Source organism: Gimesia panareensis, assembly GCF_007748155.1.
Taxonomy (GTDB): Bacteria; Planctomycetota; Planctomycetia; order Planctomycetales; family Planctomycetaceae; genus Gimesia; species Gimesia panareensis.
In genome coordinates, this window is sequence record NZ_CP037421.1 from 4,356,516 (window position 1) to 4,375,022 (window position 18,507).

Here is an 18,507-nt window from a genome sequence, read left to right on the forward strand (position 1 = left end):
ACATGAAACCAGATTCACATCACCCGCAGTCTTGAACAGATAAGTAAGCTCTATGGCCAGTTTAGAAATCTCATTCTTATCCGGAAAAACTCAAAACATTGAGCTATCCAAACAGCAGCCCGTCTCCATCGGCAGCCATTCCTCCAATGACCTGCAGGTGGAAGGCGAAGGCGTTGCTTCCATGCAGTGCCGTATCAGCTGGAATAAAAAAGGATATGAATTACTCGCGGCCACCAGTGATGGGGTTGAGATTAATGGCGTCATGTCGGGGCGGGCCCTGTTGAATGACGGTGACCTGATCCGGATCGGTGAAGCAGATATCCTGTTTACGGATGAAGTCGATCTGCTCGACCTCGACGCGCCGCTGCCGGACGTCACGGGTGACGATGAAAGTTCGATGTATGACCTGAAACCGGTCAGCTCTGAAATGCTGGTTTTTAACAGGCCGATGCCGGAGAAACCGAAGGCAGAATCCAAACCAGAAAAGTCAGCAACCAGTTCTGATTCCCGAAAGAAAAACGGCACCAAAAAGAGTCAGAAGAAGTCCTCTCCATCGCGGAAGCCGGCCAAACCGACCCCCGAAGAAGAGGAACTTGAGGAAGAACTGCTGGAAGACGATGACCTGGATCTGGCTTCCGCTGCCGAACTGCTGACTGAGGCAGAACCAGAAGCCGCCGCGAAACCGGCTCCCAGGCCGTTCCTGTCCCGCTCGAGTGAGCATGCCGGGGATACCGAATCTGAAGAGGCAGAGTCCCAAACGGACGGCAAACCGGAAACACTCTCACTTAAAGATCGGATCCGTCATCGCTCCTCGCGGAACGCAGTGCGTCCCGGTGAGCGTCAGATTGTCCGCTCCCCGATGATTCTCTCCCTGGTCGGGGGCAGCGTGCTGCTCGCACTGACCGCCCTGGTCTTCTGGTTCATCATCGGCCGCGATACCGCCAAGCGTCACTACGATGCCGCAGTACAGGAAATGGACTCGGGAAAATATTCGCAGGCCATCCAGCTGTTTGAATACTTCCTGGAAAACTACAACAAGAGTGACTATGCCGATGAGGCCCGGATCTTACTGAGTAAATCGTTCGTGGAGAAAGAAATCTCTGGTTCGACTCCCTCCTGGCACGCCGGTCTGGAAGCGACGGAGAATTTCATCAAAAAACATCGCGACGATTCCGATTTCAAGGAACTTTACCCGACGCTGACCGATTACGGGCAACGCATTGCCCTGGGGGCTGTGGAAACCGCGAGCCGGACGAAAGAACGGGAGTTGCTCACCGTCTCCACGAATGCGGAGAAGATCCTCACGCGTTACAGTCCTCCCGATGCCCCGCCGACGGAAGCCCTGGCGAAAATCAAAGCCGGCTATGAAAAGGCGGAAGCCGAAATCCTGCGGAAAGAAGTCTTCGATGTAGCCGTCAAAGAGATTGAAGACTCAATCAAAAAGAAAGATACACTGAATGCACTGAAGCAGCGGCGTCATCTGCTGGACCGCTATCCCTACTACCAGAACGACCGCAAAATGGCGACCGTCCTGTCCCGTATTCTGGAAGTGGAACAGGCAGAGGTCCAGTCCAGTAACGAGCCGGTCGCCGGGTCAACCAAAGAATATCCGGAACTGTTCCCGCAGGCAGTTACCCTGTCGCTGCATACCCGTTCCCGATCCAATGCTATCTCTGACGGGAGGAATGTCTTCGCACTGGCGAACGGCAGTTGCTTCGGCATCGACTCGATCACCGGTGATCCCGTCTGGAAACGACCGATCGGTCTGGATGCCCCGTTTCCGCCGCAGACCGTTACCGTGAAAGAACCCTCGCTGCTACTGTTTGACACGCGTCATCACGACCTGCTCTGCGTCACCCAGAAAAGTGGTTCCCTGGTCTGGCGGCAGAAGATGCCCTCGCGTCCCACGGGCAAGCCACTGGTCAACCAGGGAACGATCGTGGTTTCCTGCGAAGGGGGCGAACTCTTAAACCTGGACCTGCAGACCGGCGATATTGTTTCACAGCTCAAGTTTGCCCAGCCGCTGGCAGGAGCCCCCGGCCTGGTCTACGGAGAACAGTCGGTCGCAGTGGCCGGCTACGAAGGCATGCTCTACCTGGTTTCCTTAAGGCCTTTTGAATGCCGCAAGGTGGCAGCGTTGGGGCATCGGCCCGGAACGATTCAGATCCCCATCATTCCTATGGGAAAACTCCTGATGGTCTGTGAAAATGACCGGGCCGACTCGGCTCTGTTACACGTGTTGGACGGGAATGGTCAAACTGCATCGCTCAAGGAACTGGAACAGTACCGCATCAAAGGGCAGATCCACAGCCAGCCCATCATGCGGGGGAAACAGCTGTTTTTCCCGACGGTCCCCGAACGGATCACTGCATTTACAGTCACCGATGAAGAAGGGAAACGCAAGCTTACAGAAATCGCCTCTTATCAGTTGCAGGATCCTCTCTCGTGTGAGATCTATCTCTCTGCCGGTTCCAGTGGTCAACTCTGGATGAGCAGTTCCGCCCTGCGAAAATTTACGCTGCTGAGTAACGGGATCAAGCTGGAAGAGAAAAAAATTGCCGAGGGTCTGGGGTCACAGCCGATGCAGTTGATCGGAAACAATCTCTATCTGGGGCGGCGATTGTTATCATCCAATTCCGTGATCTTTACCATTGCCAATCGGAATGAGATGTCCAGCACCTGGAAATCGATCCTGGGGACCGACATTCTGGCGGTGTACCCTTACGGTGATGCCAACCAGCCCCAGCCGGGCCTGCTCTGTATTACCTCCGACGGCGATATTTTCCGTCTGCGGGCCACTGATCTTGGTTCATCCACTTCCGGTTTCATCGAACGCCCCCTGACGCAGCTCAAACTCCCGGATAATCTGAAAACGCCTCTCAAAGCAACGCGCTTATCCGACGGAACGATCGCCGTCAGTTGTGGAGCACCACAACCGACACTCTGGATCTTGAATAAATACGGACAACTCGATCAGACGATCGAACTGCCCGGCCCCCTGGAAGCCATGCCCGTGCTGATCGGTGACGGCATTGCTTTACCTTTTAACAGAACTGTCGCCGTCTTCCGCAAAGGTCGCGGACTCAACACCGTCCAGGAATACGCTCTGCCCGGAAATGTGGGCAAAGAGGTCCACTGGAGACAACTGATCCCGACAGATAAAGACAAGTGTATTGCCATCACCACGGCAGGCCAGATTATCGCACTGCAGTATCGATCCAGTCCGGTTCGTCACCTGGCAGCGCTCTCGACAATCGATCTCAAACAGCCGGTTGATTTCGATGCCGGCTTCAGTCAGACCGACATCGCTGTCACCGATGCCTCCGGGCAACTGCAGGTTCTGGATGCCAGGACCAGCCAACTGAAAACAAAGCTGACGCTCCCCACGCCAGCCTCTAACGACCTCTGGATCACAGGCAACCTGCTGTTTGTCGAATCCCGCCAGATGTTGACCTGCTATGAAATCAAAGACAGCCTGAAACAGTTATGGCAATTGAAGCTGCCGGACAGTTCCCTGTCCGGAGCCCCCTCCAGCGAGGGAAACAGGTTGCTGCTGGCCCTGCAGAGCGGAAGTGTGCTTGCCGTTGACCCGAAAACAGGTCAGGTTCAGTCTGAAACCAAAGCGCCGCTGCCCAGCAGCGGATCGATTGTCACCCTCGACAAAATACTCCTGGTGCCGACCGTGGATGGCAGCCTGTATCGCATCGACCAGACACTGCAACAGAAAGGACAGGCAGCACTATGATTCCCTGGAAAAAGTTCCTGATCCTGTTGATCTGTCTCGTGTGGCTGTCCGGTCCTCGAGGCCTCTCTACCTGTTTTGCGCAGAACGAGAAAAAGACCGATCCCCCCAACAAAAAGCAGGATGATAAAAATAAAACAGGCGACTCGAAATCGGAGGAGGAGGACAAAGAACCGCCACTTCCCAAGCTTGAGGAAATGCAGACTCCCTCAGTCGAAGATCTGCTCAAAAAACCGCCCGTCGACTGGGTTGTACTCGAAACCGATCAAGTCCTGATTGTCCAACCGGTTTACCCGCGTCCGGATACACTGGGCAAACTCGAAGCGGCTTTGAAGGCAAGTTACGACTGGCCGAAAGCCAAAAGTAAGGAAGAGCAGGAAGAACAGCGGGAAAAACGGGCCTCATTCAATTTTATTAACCTGACGCTGGTCGGCGAAAAAGAGGATCCCGAATACCGGATTCAGCGGCAGAATGTCAAACAGATCGTCTATTATGAAGACCAGATCCTGAAACGGATTGATGCCCTGCTCACCGCGGGTGATCTGAAAACCGCTTTTGAGATGCTGCTGTTCCTCGACCGGAGACATCGGGACTGGCCTGGATTTGATCAACGACAGCAGCGACTGCTGTTCCTGGAGGCCCAGGACAAACAGAAAGCGAATCAATACGTCAACGCCCTGGCATTTGTAGAAGACCTGCAGAGCCGCGTTCCTGATTACCCGGGCTTGAGCAAACTCGCAGGTGAAATTATCGATACGATGATCTCCCGCGCCGTTAAGGTGGAAGACTACCGCGAAGCGCACCACTACCTGAATCGTCTGGCGACCATCTTCCCCCGACAGGCGACTGTGGCGAAGTGGCGGGATACCTTTTTAAAGCAGTCAGATGCCATCCTGCAACAGGCGAACCAGCGGGCGCAGCAAAATGATTACCAGCAGGCATTTGATCTGGTTATGGAAGCATCGGTTGTCTGGCCCGTCAATCCCCGGTTGCGTGATGCCCTGCGTCGTTACCAGGCCCGTTATCCGGTCATCAATGTGGGTGTTCTGGAAACAGCCCTCGACCAGAGCCCCTACTTCCTGGAATGCAATTCAACCCGCAGACATGAGAAGCTGACTCAGATCCCGCTGTTCGAAGTCGGCAAAGTGGACCAGACGCCGCTGTACCAGAGTCGTTTTTTTGAACAATGGGAACCAACCGATCTGGGGAGACGGGCCGACTTTGTTCTGCGTCAGTCGTATGCGACCTGGGAATCGCATCCGATGCTGCTCGCTGCCGACATCGCTCAAGATGTGCGTGCCAGGATCACGCCTGGAAACAGTGCCTACGACGAACGCTTTGACAGCTACGTGCACTCGATTACAACCACGGCTCCCTTTACGTTCCGGATTCACTTTGATCGGGTCCCGCTGAGCACCGAATGGCTGCTCTCCTTCCCGATTACTTCCCCGCCGATGTTCAGCGCTGTCGTCGATGATCCACAGGCCGCGCGTCTGTCTCCCCAAAAGAAGATCGGCGCTACCAGCCGCTTTGTTATCGATCAACAGGATTCCGATAGCTCAAAACAGGTCAGCTACATTCGTGCCGTCCCGGAACCGGAAGGCCTGCGTGATTATAATGTCGCTCAGATTAACGAGGTCCGTTATCCCACGTTTGAAAAATCGTTTCAGGCACTGCTGAGAGGGGAAGTCGGTGTACTTCCCTTCCTCCCCGCCGGACTGGTCTCTTATTTCAAGGAACAGGATGAATTCAATGTCGTGCAGAGTGCCATTCCTTTAACGCACGTACTGCAGTTCAACCCGGAAAGCAAACCGCTGCAGATTCTCGAACTCCGCAGGGCCCTGGCCTATGCCATCGATCGACAGAAAATCCTGACAGAAACACTGCTGCATGAATCAAACCTGTTGAACGGCCGCCTGGTGACCGCTCCATTTTACTCCGGCCTGCAGGTTTATAATCAACAGGTTCCGCAGCGCGACTATAATTTTCCGCTGGCAGTGGCACTCGCGGTAGCTTCCCAGAAGAAACTGGGAGGGCAGTTCCCCACACTGCATCTGCTCTGTGATCCCAACCCGGAAGCCCAGGATGCTGCCCAGGAACTGATCAAGGCCTGGAGACGGATCGGCGTCATCGTCACGCTGATTCCAAACACCCCCGAGGAAGCCAAAAAAGAAAACTTAAAATGGGATATCGTCTACCGCACGACCGCGATGACGCAACCGACAATGGAGCTCTGGCCGTTCCTGACGGTTGGGAAGGGAGCTGAGATTAAATCGCTCGAGATTTTCCCGGACTGGATGCGGCAGAAACTGATTGAACTCGACGAATCAACGGACTGGGAAACTGCCACCACGTTAATCAAAAAACTGCAGCGACAGCTGTATTCGATGGCCCACATTATTCCGCTCTGGGAGATTGATCAGTTTCATGTGTTCCGTACGAATATCAAAGGCTACGCCGATCGTCCTCTGAATTTTTACGACAATGTTGAGCAGTGGATCACGACGCCCGTTTATCCCAGGGGGGAAACCCTGACCTCAACCCAGGCTCTGACACAATAATATAGGAATGCCGTTTGTTACATGCGCTGGTATGACCTCTTAAGAATCTGTTTCTGCTTCACTCTGGTCGGAACGCTCGTCCTGACGACAGACTCTCTCCGCGCTGCGCAGACCGAGCCTGCCCCCACAGAGCCTGCCCCCACAGAGCCTGCTTCCACAGAGCCTGCACCCACAGAACCAGCACTCGCAGAGCCAGCTGCCCCCGACAAGACCGAAACGAAATCGCCCCCCAAACCAGACACGCGGCACATCAGCTTAAGACCTTATCGAATCCGTATTGAACTGGCTTATGCGACTGACTGCCGGTTGACGGAGTTTGACCGTCAACAGATCCAATCACGACTTCCCCAGTTCATTGAGCGTTCGGCAGGCGAGAAATGGGCACTGACTTCTACCGGTTCTGACGAGAATGCAGCAGGCATTTACGTGAATGACTGGCTGCCTCTCCCCACTGTTGCCGGGCTGGACCGCCTCTCTACAGAAGCCATTCTCAAACACTACCCCACCCAGGCATTCGACAAGCTGTTTCTGCTGACGGTCGAATCCGCGGGGATCGGATTTCAACTGTCTGGCAGAGAATTCGATGTCGATTCTCAACAATTGGGGCCCCTCGTTAAAAAAACAACTTACGCGCGTCCCTTCCTGGCCGAGACCAGCTTTCAGATCCTTCGCGACCTGTTTTCTGCTGTCGTCACGATTGAGTCAGTTGAAGGAGACCAGGCCATTGTCAGCGAACAGGGTAGTCAATTCCTGACCCCCGACCCCACGATCGGTACATTACAGAAACAGGACTTCTTTGTGCCGTTCTTCCGCTATCTGAACCGGAACCGTGAAGTCAAAAACATCCAGATGATTCCCTGGACGTATCTCATTCTGGAAGAGGTGGACCGCAAACATGCCCGGTGTTCCATCTCTTCCGGTCTGCGGGGCATCCTGAGCAGCAGTCGCAGGCGAGTCGAAATGCAGGCCATCCGGGTCGCGCCACATTATCCTGAAACGCGCCTGTCGCTGGTTCCCCGGGGCACTGCAGCACAGACATACGCCGGCATGCGGGTGCAGCTGTCTCCACTCAATCCGCAGGAAGTCCGCCAGTTGCAGATCGCGGCGAAAAAAGAGAGTGAAGAAACCGGCAAACCAGTCTCCTTTGAGAAGGAATATATCACTGGCGAATTGCTGACAAACCGGAATGGCACGATCACCGTCAGCGCGAATCCTGCCGAGCCTTTAATCTGGCTGTATGTTCGCAGTGGAAAAGCGCTGGTTGCCAATGTCCCCTACATTCCCGGTATCGCGCCGCGGGCTGCGATCCAGGTACCCGACGACCGGATTCGCCTGGGACTGGAAGGGGATCTGGCCGTACTGAATGGAGAACTGATTGAAGCGGTCGCTGCGCTCTCGATGCAGATGTCGCGGATCCGCAAATGGGCGAAAAACAATGAATGGAAAAAAGTCGACAGAGGTATTCGGGAGTTGGAGAGCGGCATCTCACCCAGAAAGACCTTTCAGGACAAACTGACCGTCATCCGCGTTACAGCGACAGAAGCCGCCCAGGAACAGAAGAATCGCGCTGCAGAATCCCGGATTGCCAGCCTGTGCCGGGAAACGGAAACCCGCATCAATCGTTTTCTCGATCCCACCGGCATCGTCGATTTCAAAGCCGAGATCAAGGATCTCAGGCAACTTCAGGAACAGAGTCGTTAAGCGGTTCTGTGGGACTGCTTCCCCTCGCTCAGGAAATACTCATCACATGTGGACGCTCTCTCGCATTGCCCTGTTTCCCATTAAATCGCTCGATCCTCTCTTTGTGGATCAAGTCACTGTGCTGCCCGGCGGCGGACTGAAGGGGGATCGTCAGTTTGCACTGTTCGATGCTGACGGCCAGGTCATCAATGCAAAAAAGCGTGCCTCGATCCATCAGATTCGTTCGACATACGATCTGGAACAGCAGACCGTCATGCTTTCATCCCCGCATCTCGAGATGAGTCCGGAATCCTTTCAGCTCTCTGAAAACCAGCCGCAACTGGAAACCTGGTTCAGTGATTTTTTCCGGCAGCCTGTGTCACTGAAAGAAAACACATCCACCGGCTTCCCCGATGATCTGGAGGCTGCAGGGCCGACCGTCATCAGCACCCAGACCTACGAAGAAGTCGCCCGCTGGTTCCCCGGCATTTCTGTGGAAGAACTGCGGCAGCGGTTCCGGGCCAACATCGAATTTACAGGAGATCTGCCGTTCTGCGAAGACCGACTTTACGCACCCGTTGATACCCCGGTGCTGTTTCGTCTCGGGGAGGTGACCTTTGCAGGATCTAATCCCTGTAAGCGGTGCGTGGTCCCTTCTCGCGTACCGTCCACCGGTCAGACCGATCCCCAGTTCATGAAAACATTCATTCTGAAACGGGAAGAAACCTTCCCCTCCTGGGGGGCGCTTTCGTTGTTCCGCAACATGTATCGCCTCTCGGTCAACACACGACTGCACTGCTTGCCTGAAGGCCAATCAGCCCGAATTCAGTGCGGCGACCCCCTCGAGATCCTCTCCTGAGGGAACCGGAAGAACCGAAAAATCAACACCAGACGCCAGGTGCAGAATCGCGCTAACCGTTATATCCGATCAGAGAGGACAGGCGGTTAGGGGATTCCCCCCGTTTTTTTCAAGATCCAGGCAGACTGTTCAAAAACAGTACGGTAAGTTTCAAGTGTCGCTTTTTAGAAACAGCTGCGAAAAAAACACGCGCTGTTTCCCAAAAGCTTTGAAAAACCTCCCAACTTATTCGCAGGGAATCGCGATGCTTGTTCTCAGCCGTAAAAAAGACGAAAAGATTATGATTGGTGATTCAATCACACTGATGGTGATTGAAATCAAAAACGACAAGGTCCGCCTTGGTATCGAAGCGCCTAAAGACGTCACCGTACATCGGGAAGAAGTCTACGCTGCGATCAAGGAACAGAGTTCGCACGACAACACGGACTGCACAACTCCCTAGTCGTTTCAAATCGTCTTAATCCACCCACAGCCATCAGCTGTCCTGGGCCTGCGCCCACATTTTGTCGAACAGCTTGCGCTGTTCTGCCAGGGCCGCTACGGGGTCACCTTTCGGCTGTTTGCCCTCTTCCAGCATCAACCAGCCTGTATAATTCGCCCCCGCCATCAGTTCAAAGAACCGTTTGTGCGGATAGGGATCATGAATCAGATCGTGAATGTGTGTCGTATCGCCCAGGCGGTCTTTCACCATCGCGAAGTTCGCATCCAGGCCGGCCCCTTCCTGATCCTGCTTGTTGCAGTTCCAGCAGATCGCGACATTCGGATGATCGGCCACATCCAGAATCTTCCGGATCGTAGGCAGGTGAGCACATTTGCCGTGAACTTCCAGACGGATCTGCTGTCCATAATCGGCACCGAAGGCCCCCATTTCATTCAGTGACTTTCCGATCTGTTCAATGGTCACTTCTTCGGGAACGTTCTTGTGAAATGAATCGGGTTTGACTTTGACGCCCGTCCCGCCCACATCGTGGCTGAGTTTGATGAAGTCTTTCGTCGCTTCTTTCGCCTGCTTGAGGACGTCGGCATCCGGATTGTCGAACCGTTCATTACTGCCGATACCGACCAGGGTGACGGGGCTGTCCGTGAATTTCTTCGCGACTTCGCGGCGTTCGTTTTTGTTCAGATCGCGTTCGACGCCATGCTTATGCGTGGTTCGCAGTTCAACGCCGAGGACGTTGGCGGTTTCACAGTTTTTCAGTAGTGTGGGCAGATCCCAGTCTTTGGCCCACTGATAGGTCACCAGGCCGTATTGTGCCTGGGGCTTCTTGTCTGCTGCCCGTGCCAGGGCCGGGAGACCTCCGCCCAATGCCAGCATTCCCCCCAAAGCACTTGTTTTCAAAAAGTCGCGGCGGGAGTAAAATGTCATATCAGTGTTCTCCGATTTTGAGGGATGCTGGATGAAACGCCTCGCTGCAGCAGCGATGATACTATTATTACGCAGGCCGCCGGCAGATTACAAACGTCTTTTGAGCGGTTTTCTGACTTAACTCGGCCTGCAGCCGATTGGGGCAACTTTACAAGTCATTCCGATCCCTTTATAAACGGGGCACGATGCGTCCGGATACCGGTCTTCCACGTCCGGCGGGGCATCAACGTTAATTGATTCGTTACCCTTATTGTCAGTTTTCGATTCAGAGAAAGATCATGAACGAAAAAACCGCACCAGAAAAATTCACGTTTCAGGCAGAAATCAAAAAACTTCTCGATCTGCTTTCCCACTCTCTGTACCAGAATCGGGAAATCGCCATCCGGGAGCTGATCTCCAACGCCTCGGATGCCCTGGACAAATACCGGTTCCTTTCGTTGACGGATGAGGCCCTCAAGGATGACCAGCCCCTCGAGATTCGCCTCGAGCCGGACAAGGAAAACCGCGTACTGGCCATCTGTGACAACGGCGTGGGCATGACCCACCAGGAGTTGATCGACAACATCGGGACCATTGCCCACAGTGGTTCGCTCGACTTCCTGAAAAACGCCAAAGGGGATGAAAAAGAAGAAGTCTCGCTGATCGGAAAATTCGGCGTCGGCTTCTACTCCGCCTTCATGCTGGCCGACAAGGTCGAAGTGCTGACCCGTAGCTGCCAGGAGGAAAAGGGCTGGAAATGGGAATCGGACGGCACCGGCGATTTCACCATCGAACCGCAGGAAGACCTGGGGCGAGGCACATCCATTCGCCTGCACCTCCGCAAGGATCTGGATGAATTTACCGACGACACCCGGCTGAAATACATCCTCAATAAATATTCAACCTTCGTCCCCTACCCGATCAAGCTGGGGGAAGAACTGGTCAACGATCAGAAGCCGATCTGGATCGAACCCAAAACTCAGCTCACACAGGAACAGTACGACGGCTTCTACCAGTACCTGGCCCACAACGGGGAAGAATCGGCCCGCTGGCACCTGCACCTCAGCAGCGATTCGCCGTTTCAGTTTCACACCATCCTCTACTGCCCGCAGACCAACCTGGAACTGATGGGCTTTGGCCGGACCGAGCACGGCATCAGCCTGTGTGCGAAACGGATCCTGGTCCAGAACGACAACCGGGACCTGCTCCCCGAATACCTGCGGTTCCTGTACGGCCTGGTCGACTCGGCCGACCTGCCGCTGAACATCTCCCGCGAATCGCTGCAGGACAACACCGTATTCCGCAAGATTAAAAAGGTGCTCGTCAAGCGGGTACTCTCTCACCTGGCCTCGATGGCAAAGGACGACGAAGAACAGTATCTCGAGTTCTATCGCCAGTTCGGCAGTGCCCTGCGTGAAGGGATCGGCACCGATTTTGAAAACCGCGACGCGATCGCCAAACTGCTGCGGTTCCCCTCGTCACGAGGTACTTCCGAAACCGAGCTCGTTTCGCTGGAAGCGTACCTGGAAAAAGCAGGCGAAGACCAGAAGCAGATTTACTACCTGGGCGGCAACGATTTCCATACGATCTCCCGCAATCCGAACCTGGAAATCTTCCGCAAGAAAGGCATCGAAGTCTTCTTCCTCCCCGACCCGATGGATGAGATCGTCCTGTCGAATCTCGCAAAGTTCGAAGACCACGATATCATCTCGATCGACTCCGCTGAGGTAAAACTGCCCGGCGACGAGAAAGCCGAATCCGACAGTGAAGAAAAAGAGGACGAGAAACAGGAAGAGCAGGAAGCTCTCACTCCCGAATTCGAGAAGGTCCTCTCGCTGTTCGAGGAAGAACTCAAGGACGACGTCGAATCGGTGACCAAATCAGACCGCCTGACCGACAGTCCCTGTTGTCTGGTGATGCCGGAAGGGGCTATCAGTTCGCAGCTGCAGAAAGTCCTGAGCATGGGCAACAAGGACTTCCCGACCAGCAAACGGATCCTGGAAATCAATCCAGACGCCGAGCTGATCAAGCGGCTCTGTACGCTCTCCTCCAACGCCGACCAGCATGCCTTCATCAAGCAGTGCGGCCGGCAGCTGTTCTGGAACGCTTCTCTGATGACAGGGATTGCAACCAGCCCGGAAGAGATCACGTCCAATATCCAGAGCATGATGGAAGAGCTGGCACAGAAACGCTCGCCCATCATTACCTAGTCGATAAAATTGCTCACCGCGGTTCCGCTTCCGGGGCCGCGGTGTAGTAATACATGTGGGGCACCGCGGGCTCGAACAGTCCCACCCGATCCCAGGGTGCGAGCAATTCACGCGCGGTCTGCAGCCAGTCTGTCTGGTAGTCTACCGGGAGATCGTCGCGGGAAACGAGTTCATACCAGTCGGCGACTGTCTGTCGAAAACGTTCATCGTCGGCACAGAGGAGCCAGGGCCGCTGCTGTTCATGAAAGCGGAGGTGCTCGTAGCTTGTCGCGGCGGCGAAATAGAAAAGCGTGCTCAGCCAGAACCGTTCGAAATCGTGCCGACTGCGATAACAGCAGGCGACCAGCGTATCGATCAATGTGCGCTCAGTCTGCAGCGAGTGGGAGTATGCGGCCAGTTGTCCGGTCAGCGTCCCCTGCCCTGCATGCTGCTCCAGAATCGTGACGAGCCGTTCGATGCCGCACAGGGTGTGCGCGATGCCCGTGCTGTGTAGCGGATCAATAAATCCGGCGGTGTGGGGCAGCAGTGCCCAGTCCGAACCGGCACACTCTTTCCAGCCCCGCTGCAGGCGGCCGGTGGTTCGCAGTCCGTCTTCCGGCGCGACGCATTCTGCTTCGGCGAATTGTTGCTGGATCGAGGGATAACGTTCCAGCAATGCTTCCCAGCTCTGTTGGTCTGATACTCCGTCGAGAACGAAGCCAGCGCTGGTGATGCCGTTATTGAATCGCAGCTGCCACATCCAGCCTTCGCTGAGGACATGATGCAGGGCGCTGTGGTCGCAGTTGAACGGATAGTCGATTTGCGATATGCCCTGCCCGTCCAGAATGGTCTGCCAGGGAGCGACGTTGCGGAAATGGCCGAAGATGGCGGAGGAGTGGGTTTTGAATTCGGTTTCCGGCGTGATACCCAGCGTGCGGGCAACGATACCCGCGGCCCCGGTGGCGTCGATCAGAAAGTTCGCCTGGAGATTGACGCGTTCGCCGAGTCGAGTCCCCTGGATTTGCCAGCCGGGTTGGTTGTGCTGCAGCGTGACGGCAGTCTGATCCCGATAGACGATGTTGGACGCTTCCACCTGCCGGACGAACCAGTGATCGACGTCGGCCCGGTACCAGTGTGTATCCGCGAGTGTGTCGCTGAGGTTGGCGGTCACCAGCAGTTCGCTGCCATGCGAGGGCTGTGCCTGAAACGGCTGATGCGGCGTGTGGGCAAAGTAGCTGAAGCCCCGCTTGATGCCGCAGCTGATGTCGGGGTGGGCCTGCTGCCAGGTCCCATACTTGCAAAATGGCTCAAATTGTGGAAGATCGTACTGTGCAGACAGTGACTGGAGCAGATAGCCGGCAGCGGGCGTGGAGGATTCCCCAATCGCGAAACGGGGATGCGTGCCGCGGTCGACCAGGGCGACGGAGAGGCCGATGCGATCGAGCAACAGGGCCGTCAGACTGCCGCCGAAACCGGCTCCCAGGATCACCACATCAAATTGCTGCATCAGAGCGGACTGCCTCTGCTCGAATCGAAAGACAAACGGAAATCACGCATCACATACTAACTGATTGCCCCCGCAAATAGCAGGTTGAAAAGGATAGATCATGGAAACACAACCGGTTCTGATTAACGGAGAATGGACGACCTCGACAGGGACTCAGACGTTTCAGGGAGTGAACCCCGCGACCGGCGAAACGCTGGCACCGCTGTTTCCCGTCAGCCCCTGGGACGAAATCGAATCTGCGATCACCGCGGCTGCTGAAGCTTCGAAAGCGATGCGAGGCTGGCCGGGTGAACGGTTTGCCGCCTTCCTGGAAGCGTACGCGAATGAAATCGAAGCCCGCGCCGATGCCCTGGTGGACGCCGCCCACGCGGAGACCGGCTATCCCGAATCGCCACGGCTGCGTGACGGCGAGCTGCCGCGGACGACGAATCAGCTGCGTCAGGCCGCCAGTCATGCCCGCGAAGGTTCCTGGGCACAGCCGACCATCGACACCGCGACCGGCATCAGTTCGATGTTCGGCCCGATCGGTCCCGTGACCGTGTTTGGTCCGAACAACTTCCCGTTTGCGTTCAACAGCATCGCCGGGGGTGACTTCGCCGCCGCGGTCGCCGCGGGAAACCCGGTGATCGCCAAAGGACACTCGTCGCACCCGGAAACGACACGCATCTTCGGTGAAGCCGCCGACGCTGCCGCCAAAGCGACCGACATGCCGACTGGTTTCGTGCAGCTGATCTACCGGACAAGCCACGCCGACGGATGCCGGCTCGTGTCGCACCCGCTGATGGGCGCCATCGGTTATACCGGCGGACGGAGCGCGGGGCTGACGATCAAGGAAGCGGCCGACAAGGCGGGCAAGCCGGTCTACCTCGAACTCTCCAGCATTAACCCGGTCTTCATCCTGCCGGGCGCCCTGGCCGAGCGGAGCGCGGAGATCGCGGAGGAATTCAAGGGGAGCTGCCTGATGGGAACCGGTCAGTTCTGTACGAATCCGGGGCTGGTGGTCCTCAAAGCGGGCGACGCAGCGGAGACCTTCATCGACCAGGTCAAACAGCAGTTCGAAGCGGCCCCGGCCGGCGTGCTGCTGAGCGAAGGAGTACAGCGCGGGTTCCAGTCGGGCATCGCTGCGATCCAGGCTGCGGGAGCGACACTCGTTACCGGAGGGACTCCCACGGACGGCGCCGGTTTCTCCTGTGCGAATACGCTGCTGCGGGTTGCGGGGAGTGCCTTCCTCAAAGATCCCGAAGCATTGCAGGCGGAGGCGTTCGGCAACAGTTCGCTGTTTGTCGTCGCGGAGAGCGATGAAGAACTGGCCCGGATCGCCGAGTGCCTGGAGGGGAACCTGACCGGCTGCATTTACAGCCAGACCACAGGCGAGGACGACGGGTTGTACGATCTGGTCGCCCCGGCCCTGCGTCAGAAGGTGGGCCGACTGCTGAACGACAAGATGCCGACCGGCGTGGCCGTTAGCCCGGCAATGAATCACGGCGGCCCCTTCCCTTCGACGGGGCATCCAGTCTTCACGTCGGTCGGAATTCCGGCGGCGATCCACCGGTTCTCGATGCTGCAGTGCTTTGACAACGTCCGCCCCGGGCGACTGCCGGCGGCGCTGCAGCCGAAGAATCCGAACCCGGCCCAGTGGCGTTATATTGACGGAATGTACACACAGGCCGATTATTGAACGTAGCGAAAAGGCCAACCGGGTCCTGGAAACGGGCCGGGAGAATGCTTCAGAAACGTTCAGACGAGTGAAAAGGCGAACCTGTCATAAGTCAGAAGCGTCTAGAGGACTAAGGGTTGAGAAAATATGAATTTAGAGAGATTTTTTTTGCCCGTAACGTTGTGAAGTGATTGTGGTTGTTGCTATTATCCTGACTCAGTCATCAAACGGCCTGTCGAGCAGCGGACACCAACCATGCCGCGTTGAATGCTCCGGCCGATCAAATACAGTAAGAACAAATGAGGGCGTAGCTCAGTTGGTAGAGCAACGGACTTTTAATCCGTAGGTCCAGGGTTCAAGTCCCTGCGCCCTCATTCATAAAGCCTTAAGCTTCAACAGCTTAGGGCTTTTTTGATTTACCGATTTTGTACCTAAATGATTGATTTTCAAAGTGTACCTAATCTGCTCGTTTTAATTGCAGCTAAATAGCGATTAGGGGCATAGAGCTGTCTGTGCTCCAGGCCACTTAGAATCGCTTTATTCGGCCTCGAAATTCCTGAGGAGGTAGTTATGCCTCCATCGCTAATGTCCAGCCAGAGGGCCTCTGAAGCAGCCTGATGAGGGTGTATATGTGTGGGCATGCTGTGTGGGGCGTAAGAATTGAAGATCGCGGCTAGTTGATTGACTTGCCGGTTGAACTGGAAAGCCGTCCGAGGAAAGTGCTCTAACACGGCAAGAAGTACCGCTTCGACGGCGGTAGCGGGAAAAGCGATCAACGAGGCCAGGAAGCAAGCTGAAGCCGTCTGGCGGGCAACTAAAGCCCAGCTCGACCTCGAAGCCGAAGAAGCCACGCCCCACCGGACCGAGTATAAAAATTTGATCGCAGAATGGGAGAGTGTACTCAGATGGTGCATCGACCATGGCGAAGGAATGACCGCCGCTGTCTCGAGAGACAAAATCAAGGCCCTGGAAGGGTGACTGGCCATGCAGAGTCCCCCCCCACCGCTCGGGTAGTTAGATCGGCCATTAAACGGCTCCGCCCCGCTCAAATTCCAGCCGGATAGCACTCCGACCGTTTTCTTACGCCACACCTAATTCAAAAAGTCCTTTTTACTTTTGATGATTACCTCAGATCGATAATGATCATCCCCAGTTTTTAGCCAAACTCCACATACTTTTCATATACACTACTCAGACCGAATGGCATCAGCGTTTTCCTGATTCCGGTTCAGGAAGCGTCAACGTGATGCCGTCTGTCGAGGGCAGGGTGACCTGGAGTGGCGTTGTGGCCGGGGCTCTGTATTCTTTGGGAATCACGAGGGGCGCACCTACCGTTTCAACGGTGAAACGGTAGTCTCCAGGTCCCAGGACAAGAGGACCGGCAGATTTGGGCTGAATGAACTTCAGCTTGCCTTCCGCCCGCGACACGGCAGAGCCCAGTTCAACCGGCTGTCCGTCCTGCATCAGAAAAACCGTCACCCGCACATCAATGATTGGCTCGCCGGCAACGGTGACGGTCGCTTCAGTCCCCTGCTCCAGCAGGTTCGCCCCGCACCCCGACACCGACAACAGCAGGAACGCAACAGACAGTCCCAGCCATGACTTCAGACCAGAGAAGCGTGAGAAGACCAGCCATTCGGCCAGTAACATCAGGACCAGAGACAGCCCAAACAGGGGCAACGCGATCCCCAGCAGCACGACCAGTCCGATCAGAACCAGCGATACTCGACTTTCCCCGGGGAGTGCCGGGGCTCCCAGGGTATTCGGCTGCCGTCGACGCCACCAGAGGACAACGCCGGAAAGGCTCATGGTCACCAGCCCCGCTGTGGTCAATACACCCAGCAACTGATTGGGCCAACCAAACAACTGTCCTTCATGAAAGGCGATGCCGGTGTTAACCACCTTGTCAACAGGATGCAGATTGTGGAAATCGTGCCGACTCAGAACTTCCCCTGACTGACCATCGACGGCCAGAGTCACCCGCTGGGGGCGGTTTGGAGTCAGTGACTGCACGGTCCAGGCCTTTGTCTTGCCGGCCGGTGGAGAAATCTGAATCGGTTGCGCCAACTCGAGAACGCTGACGGTCTCGACAACGCGATTCAACTCCCGCACATCATACCCGTCAGCAGGTGGTTCATCGCGGAAGGAACTGCGCGTGGACCAGGTCTGTCGTTGCGGGGCCGTATTCGTCAGCTTTCGCACCTCTTTAAAGTAGCCGCCCCAGAACTTCGACCAGGGCAGTCCGGTCATGATCAGAATCAAAACCAGTACCGAAATCCAGATTCCGGAGACGCTGTGAATGTCGCGCCAGAAAGTTTTCGACCCCTTTCGCAGTCGCGGATAAACCACGCCCCCTAACCCCTGGGCGTTTCGCGGCCACCATAAAAACAGGCCGGAAAGCACTAACACAATGGTCCAACAGGCTGCCAGCTCGACGAGGTAAGAACCGTTCTCGCCGAGCCACAATTCACCGTGCAGCCGCCGCACCACTCGCATGAATCGATCTTCTTCGCGAACGGAATGCAGCACCTGCAATGTTTGTGGATGCACGTAGGTTCGCAGCCGTGACTGATCGTGAAGTAACATTACCTGCGCAGCGGCCACCGGAGATTGGGGGACTTGGTAAAACCGGAAGGCAGAACCAGGGAACGCGGCTTCCGCCGCCTGCACGATGCCGGCGGGGACTGAGGTTGAGGCTGTAGCTGTAACCTCAAGCTGATTATAAGGTCGGTCAATCCACTGTTCGATTTCCGTCTGGAACAGATACAGGGTTCCGCTGATCGACAGAAACAGAACGAAGGGAATGCAATAGAGTCCTGCGTAGAAATGCCAGCGCCAGACCGCCCTGTACGACGGCAGCGTAGCCAGTGGGAGTTTTTTCTTCATCGGTGAAACTTTCGAGTTCAGGTAAACAGGAAGTAGAGAAAACTCATCCCTGAAGAGGTGGTTTGATAAACATCAGGGATG

At 55.8% G+C, this 18,507-nt stretch carries 11 protein-coding genes and 1 tRNA gene; 9 read left to right on the forward strand and 3 right to left on the reverse strand.

All coding sequences use genetic code 11. The features are described from left to right. The first annotated feature begins 52 nt into the window (after positions 1–52). From Enr10x_RS16085 to csrA, 5 genes are all read left to right on the forward strand, one after another. Positions 53–3,745: an outer membrane protein assembly factor BamB family protein gene (locus Enr10x_RS16085; RefSeq protein ID WP_145450669.1), complete on the forward strand. Its 3,693-nt coding sequence runs from the start codon at positions 53–55 to the stop codon at positions 3,743–3,745. Continuing rightward, entirely contained in the window at positions 3,742–6,303 is a 2,562-nt protein-coding gene (locus Enr10x_RS16090; RefSeq protein ID WP_145450670.1) for an ABC transporter substrate-binding protein, read from the forward strand. Before Enr10x_RS16085 ends, Enr10x_RS16090 begins: the two co-directional genes overlap by 4 nt. A gap of 21 nt (positions 6,304–6,324) precedes the next feature. Further along, a complete protein-coding gene (locus Enr10x_RS29995) occupies positions 6,325–8,004 on the forward strand; it encodes a hypothetical protein (protein WP_197997242.1) in 1,680 nt (559 codons plus the stop codon). 46 nt (positions 8,005–8,050) lie between these two features. After that, positions 8,051–8,842, forward strand: coding sequence for an MOSC domain-containing protein (locus Enr10x_RS16100; protein ID WP_145109826.1), 792 nt, complete (start codon positions 8,051–8,053; stop codon positions 8,840–8,842). A gap of 244 nt (positions 8,843–9,086) precedes the next feature. Further along, complete coding sequence (csrA, locus tag Enr10x_RS16105) at positions 9,087–9,284, forward strand: carbon storage regulator CsrA (RefSeq protein ID WP_145109829.1); 198 nt, start codon at positions 9,087–9,089, stop codon at positions 9,282–9,284. 33 nt (positions 9,285–9,317) lie between these two features. On the opposite strand, the gene Enr10x_RS16110 is transcribed toward csrA, so the two are convergent. Further along, positions 9,318–10,208 carry a sugar phosphate isomerase/epimerase family protein gene (locus Enr10x_RS16110; RefSeq protein WP_145109832.1) on the reverse strand — a complete coding sequence of 297 codons (891 nt, stop codon included), beginning with the start codon at positions 10,206–10,208 and terminating at the stop codon, positions 9,318–9,320. Between the two features lie 278 nt (positions 10,209–10,486). On the opposite strand from Enr10x_RS16110, the gene htpG reads away from it, so the two are divergent. Further along, positions 10,487–12,397 (forward strand): molecular chaperone HtpG, encoded by a 1,911-nt coding sequence (htpG, locus tag Enr10x_RS16115; protein WP_145450671.1) that lies wholly within the window; start codon positions 10,487–10,489, stop codon positions 12,395–12,397. A gap of 13 nt (positions 12,398–12,410) precedes the next feature. Here the strand turns inward: htpG and Enr10x_RS16120 are convergent, their stop codons facing one another. Next, entirely contained in the window at positions 12,411–13,883 is a 1,473-nt protein-coding gene (locus tag Enr10x_RS16120; RefSeq protein ID WP_145450672.1) for an NAD(P)/FAD-dependent oxidoreductase, read from the reverse strand. Between the two features lie 100 nt (positions 13,884–13,983). Here Enr10x_RS16120 and Enr10x_RS16125 point away from each other — a divergent pair, with 100 nt between their 5' ends. The 3 genes from Enr10x_RS16125 to Enr10x_RS16135 all read left to right on the forward strand — a co-directional run bounded on the left by Enr10x_RS16125 (position 13,984) and on the right by Enr10x_RS16135 (position 16,518). Next, the gene (locus Enr10x_RS16125) at positions 13,984–15,561 is read left to right on the forward strand and encodes an aldehyde dehydrogenase (NADP(+)) (RefSeq protein ID WP_145450673.1); all 1,578 of its coding nucleotides are present in this window, start codon (positions 13,984–13,986) and stop codon (positions 15,559–15,561) included. Between the two features lie 280 nt (positions 15,562–15,841). Beyond that, positions 15,842–15,914, forward strand: a tRNA-Lys gene (locus Enr10x_RS16130). A 307-nt stretch (positions 15,915–16,221) separates the two neighbouring features. Next, entirely contained in the window at positions 16,222–16,518 is a 297-nt protein-coding gene (locus Enr10x_RS16135) for a hypothetical protein (RefSeq protein ID WP_145450674.1), read from the forward strand. 228 nt (positions 16,519–16,746) lie between these two features. Here Enr10x_RS16135 and Enr10x_RS16140 read toward each other — a convergent pair whose 3' ends face one another. Further along, a complete protein-coding gene (locus Enr10x_RS16140) occupies positions 16,747–18,426 on the reverse strand; it encodes a PepSY-associated TM helix domain-containing protein (protein ID WP_145450675.1) in 1,680 nt (559 codons plus the stop codon). Positions 18,427–18,507 lie beyond the last annotated feature (81 nt).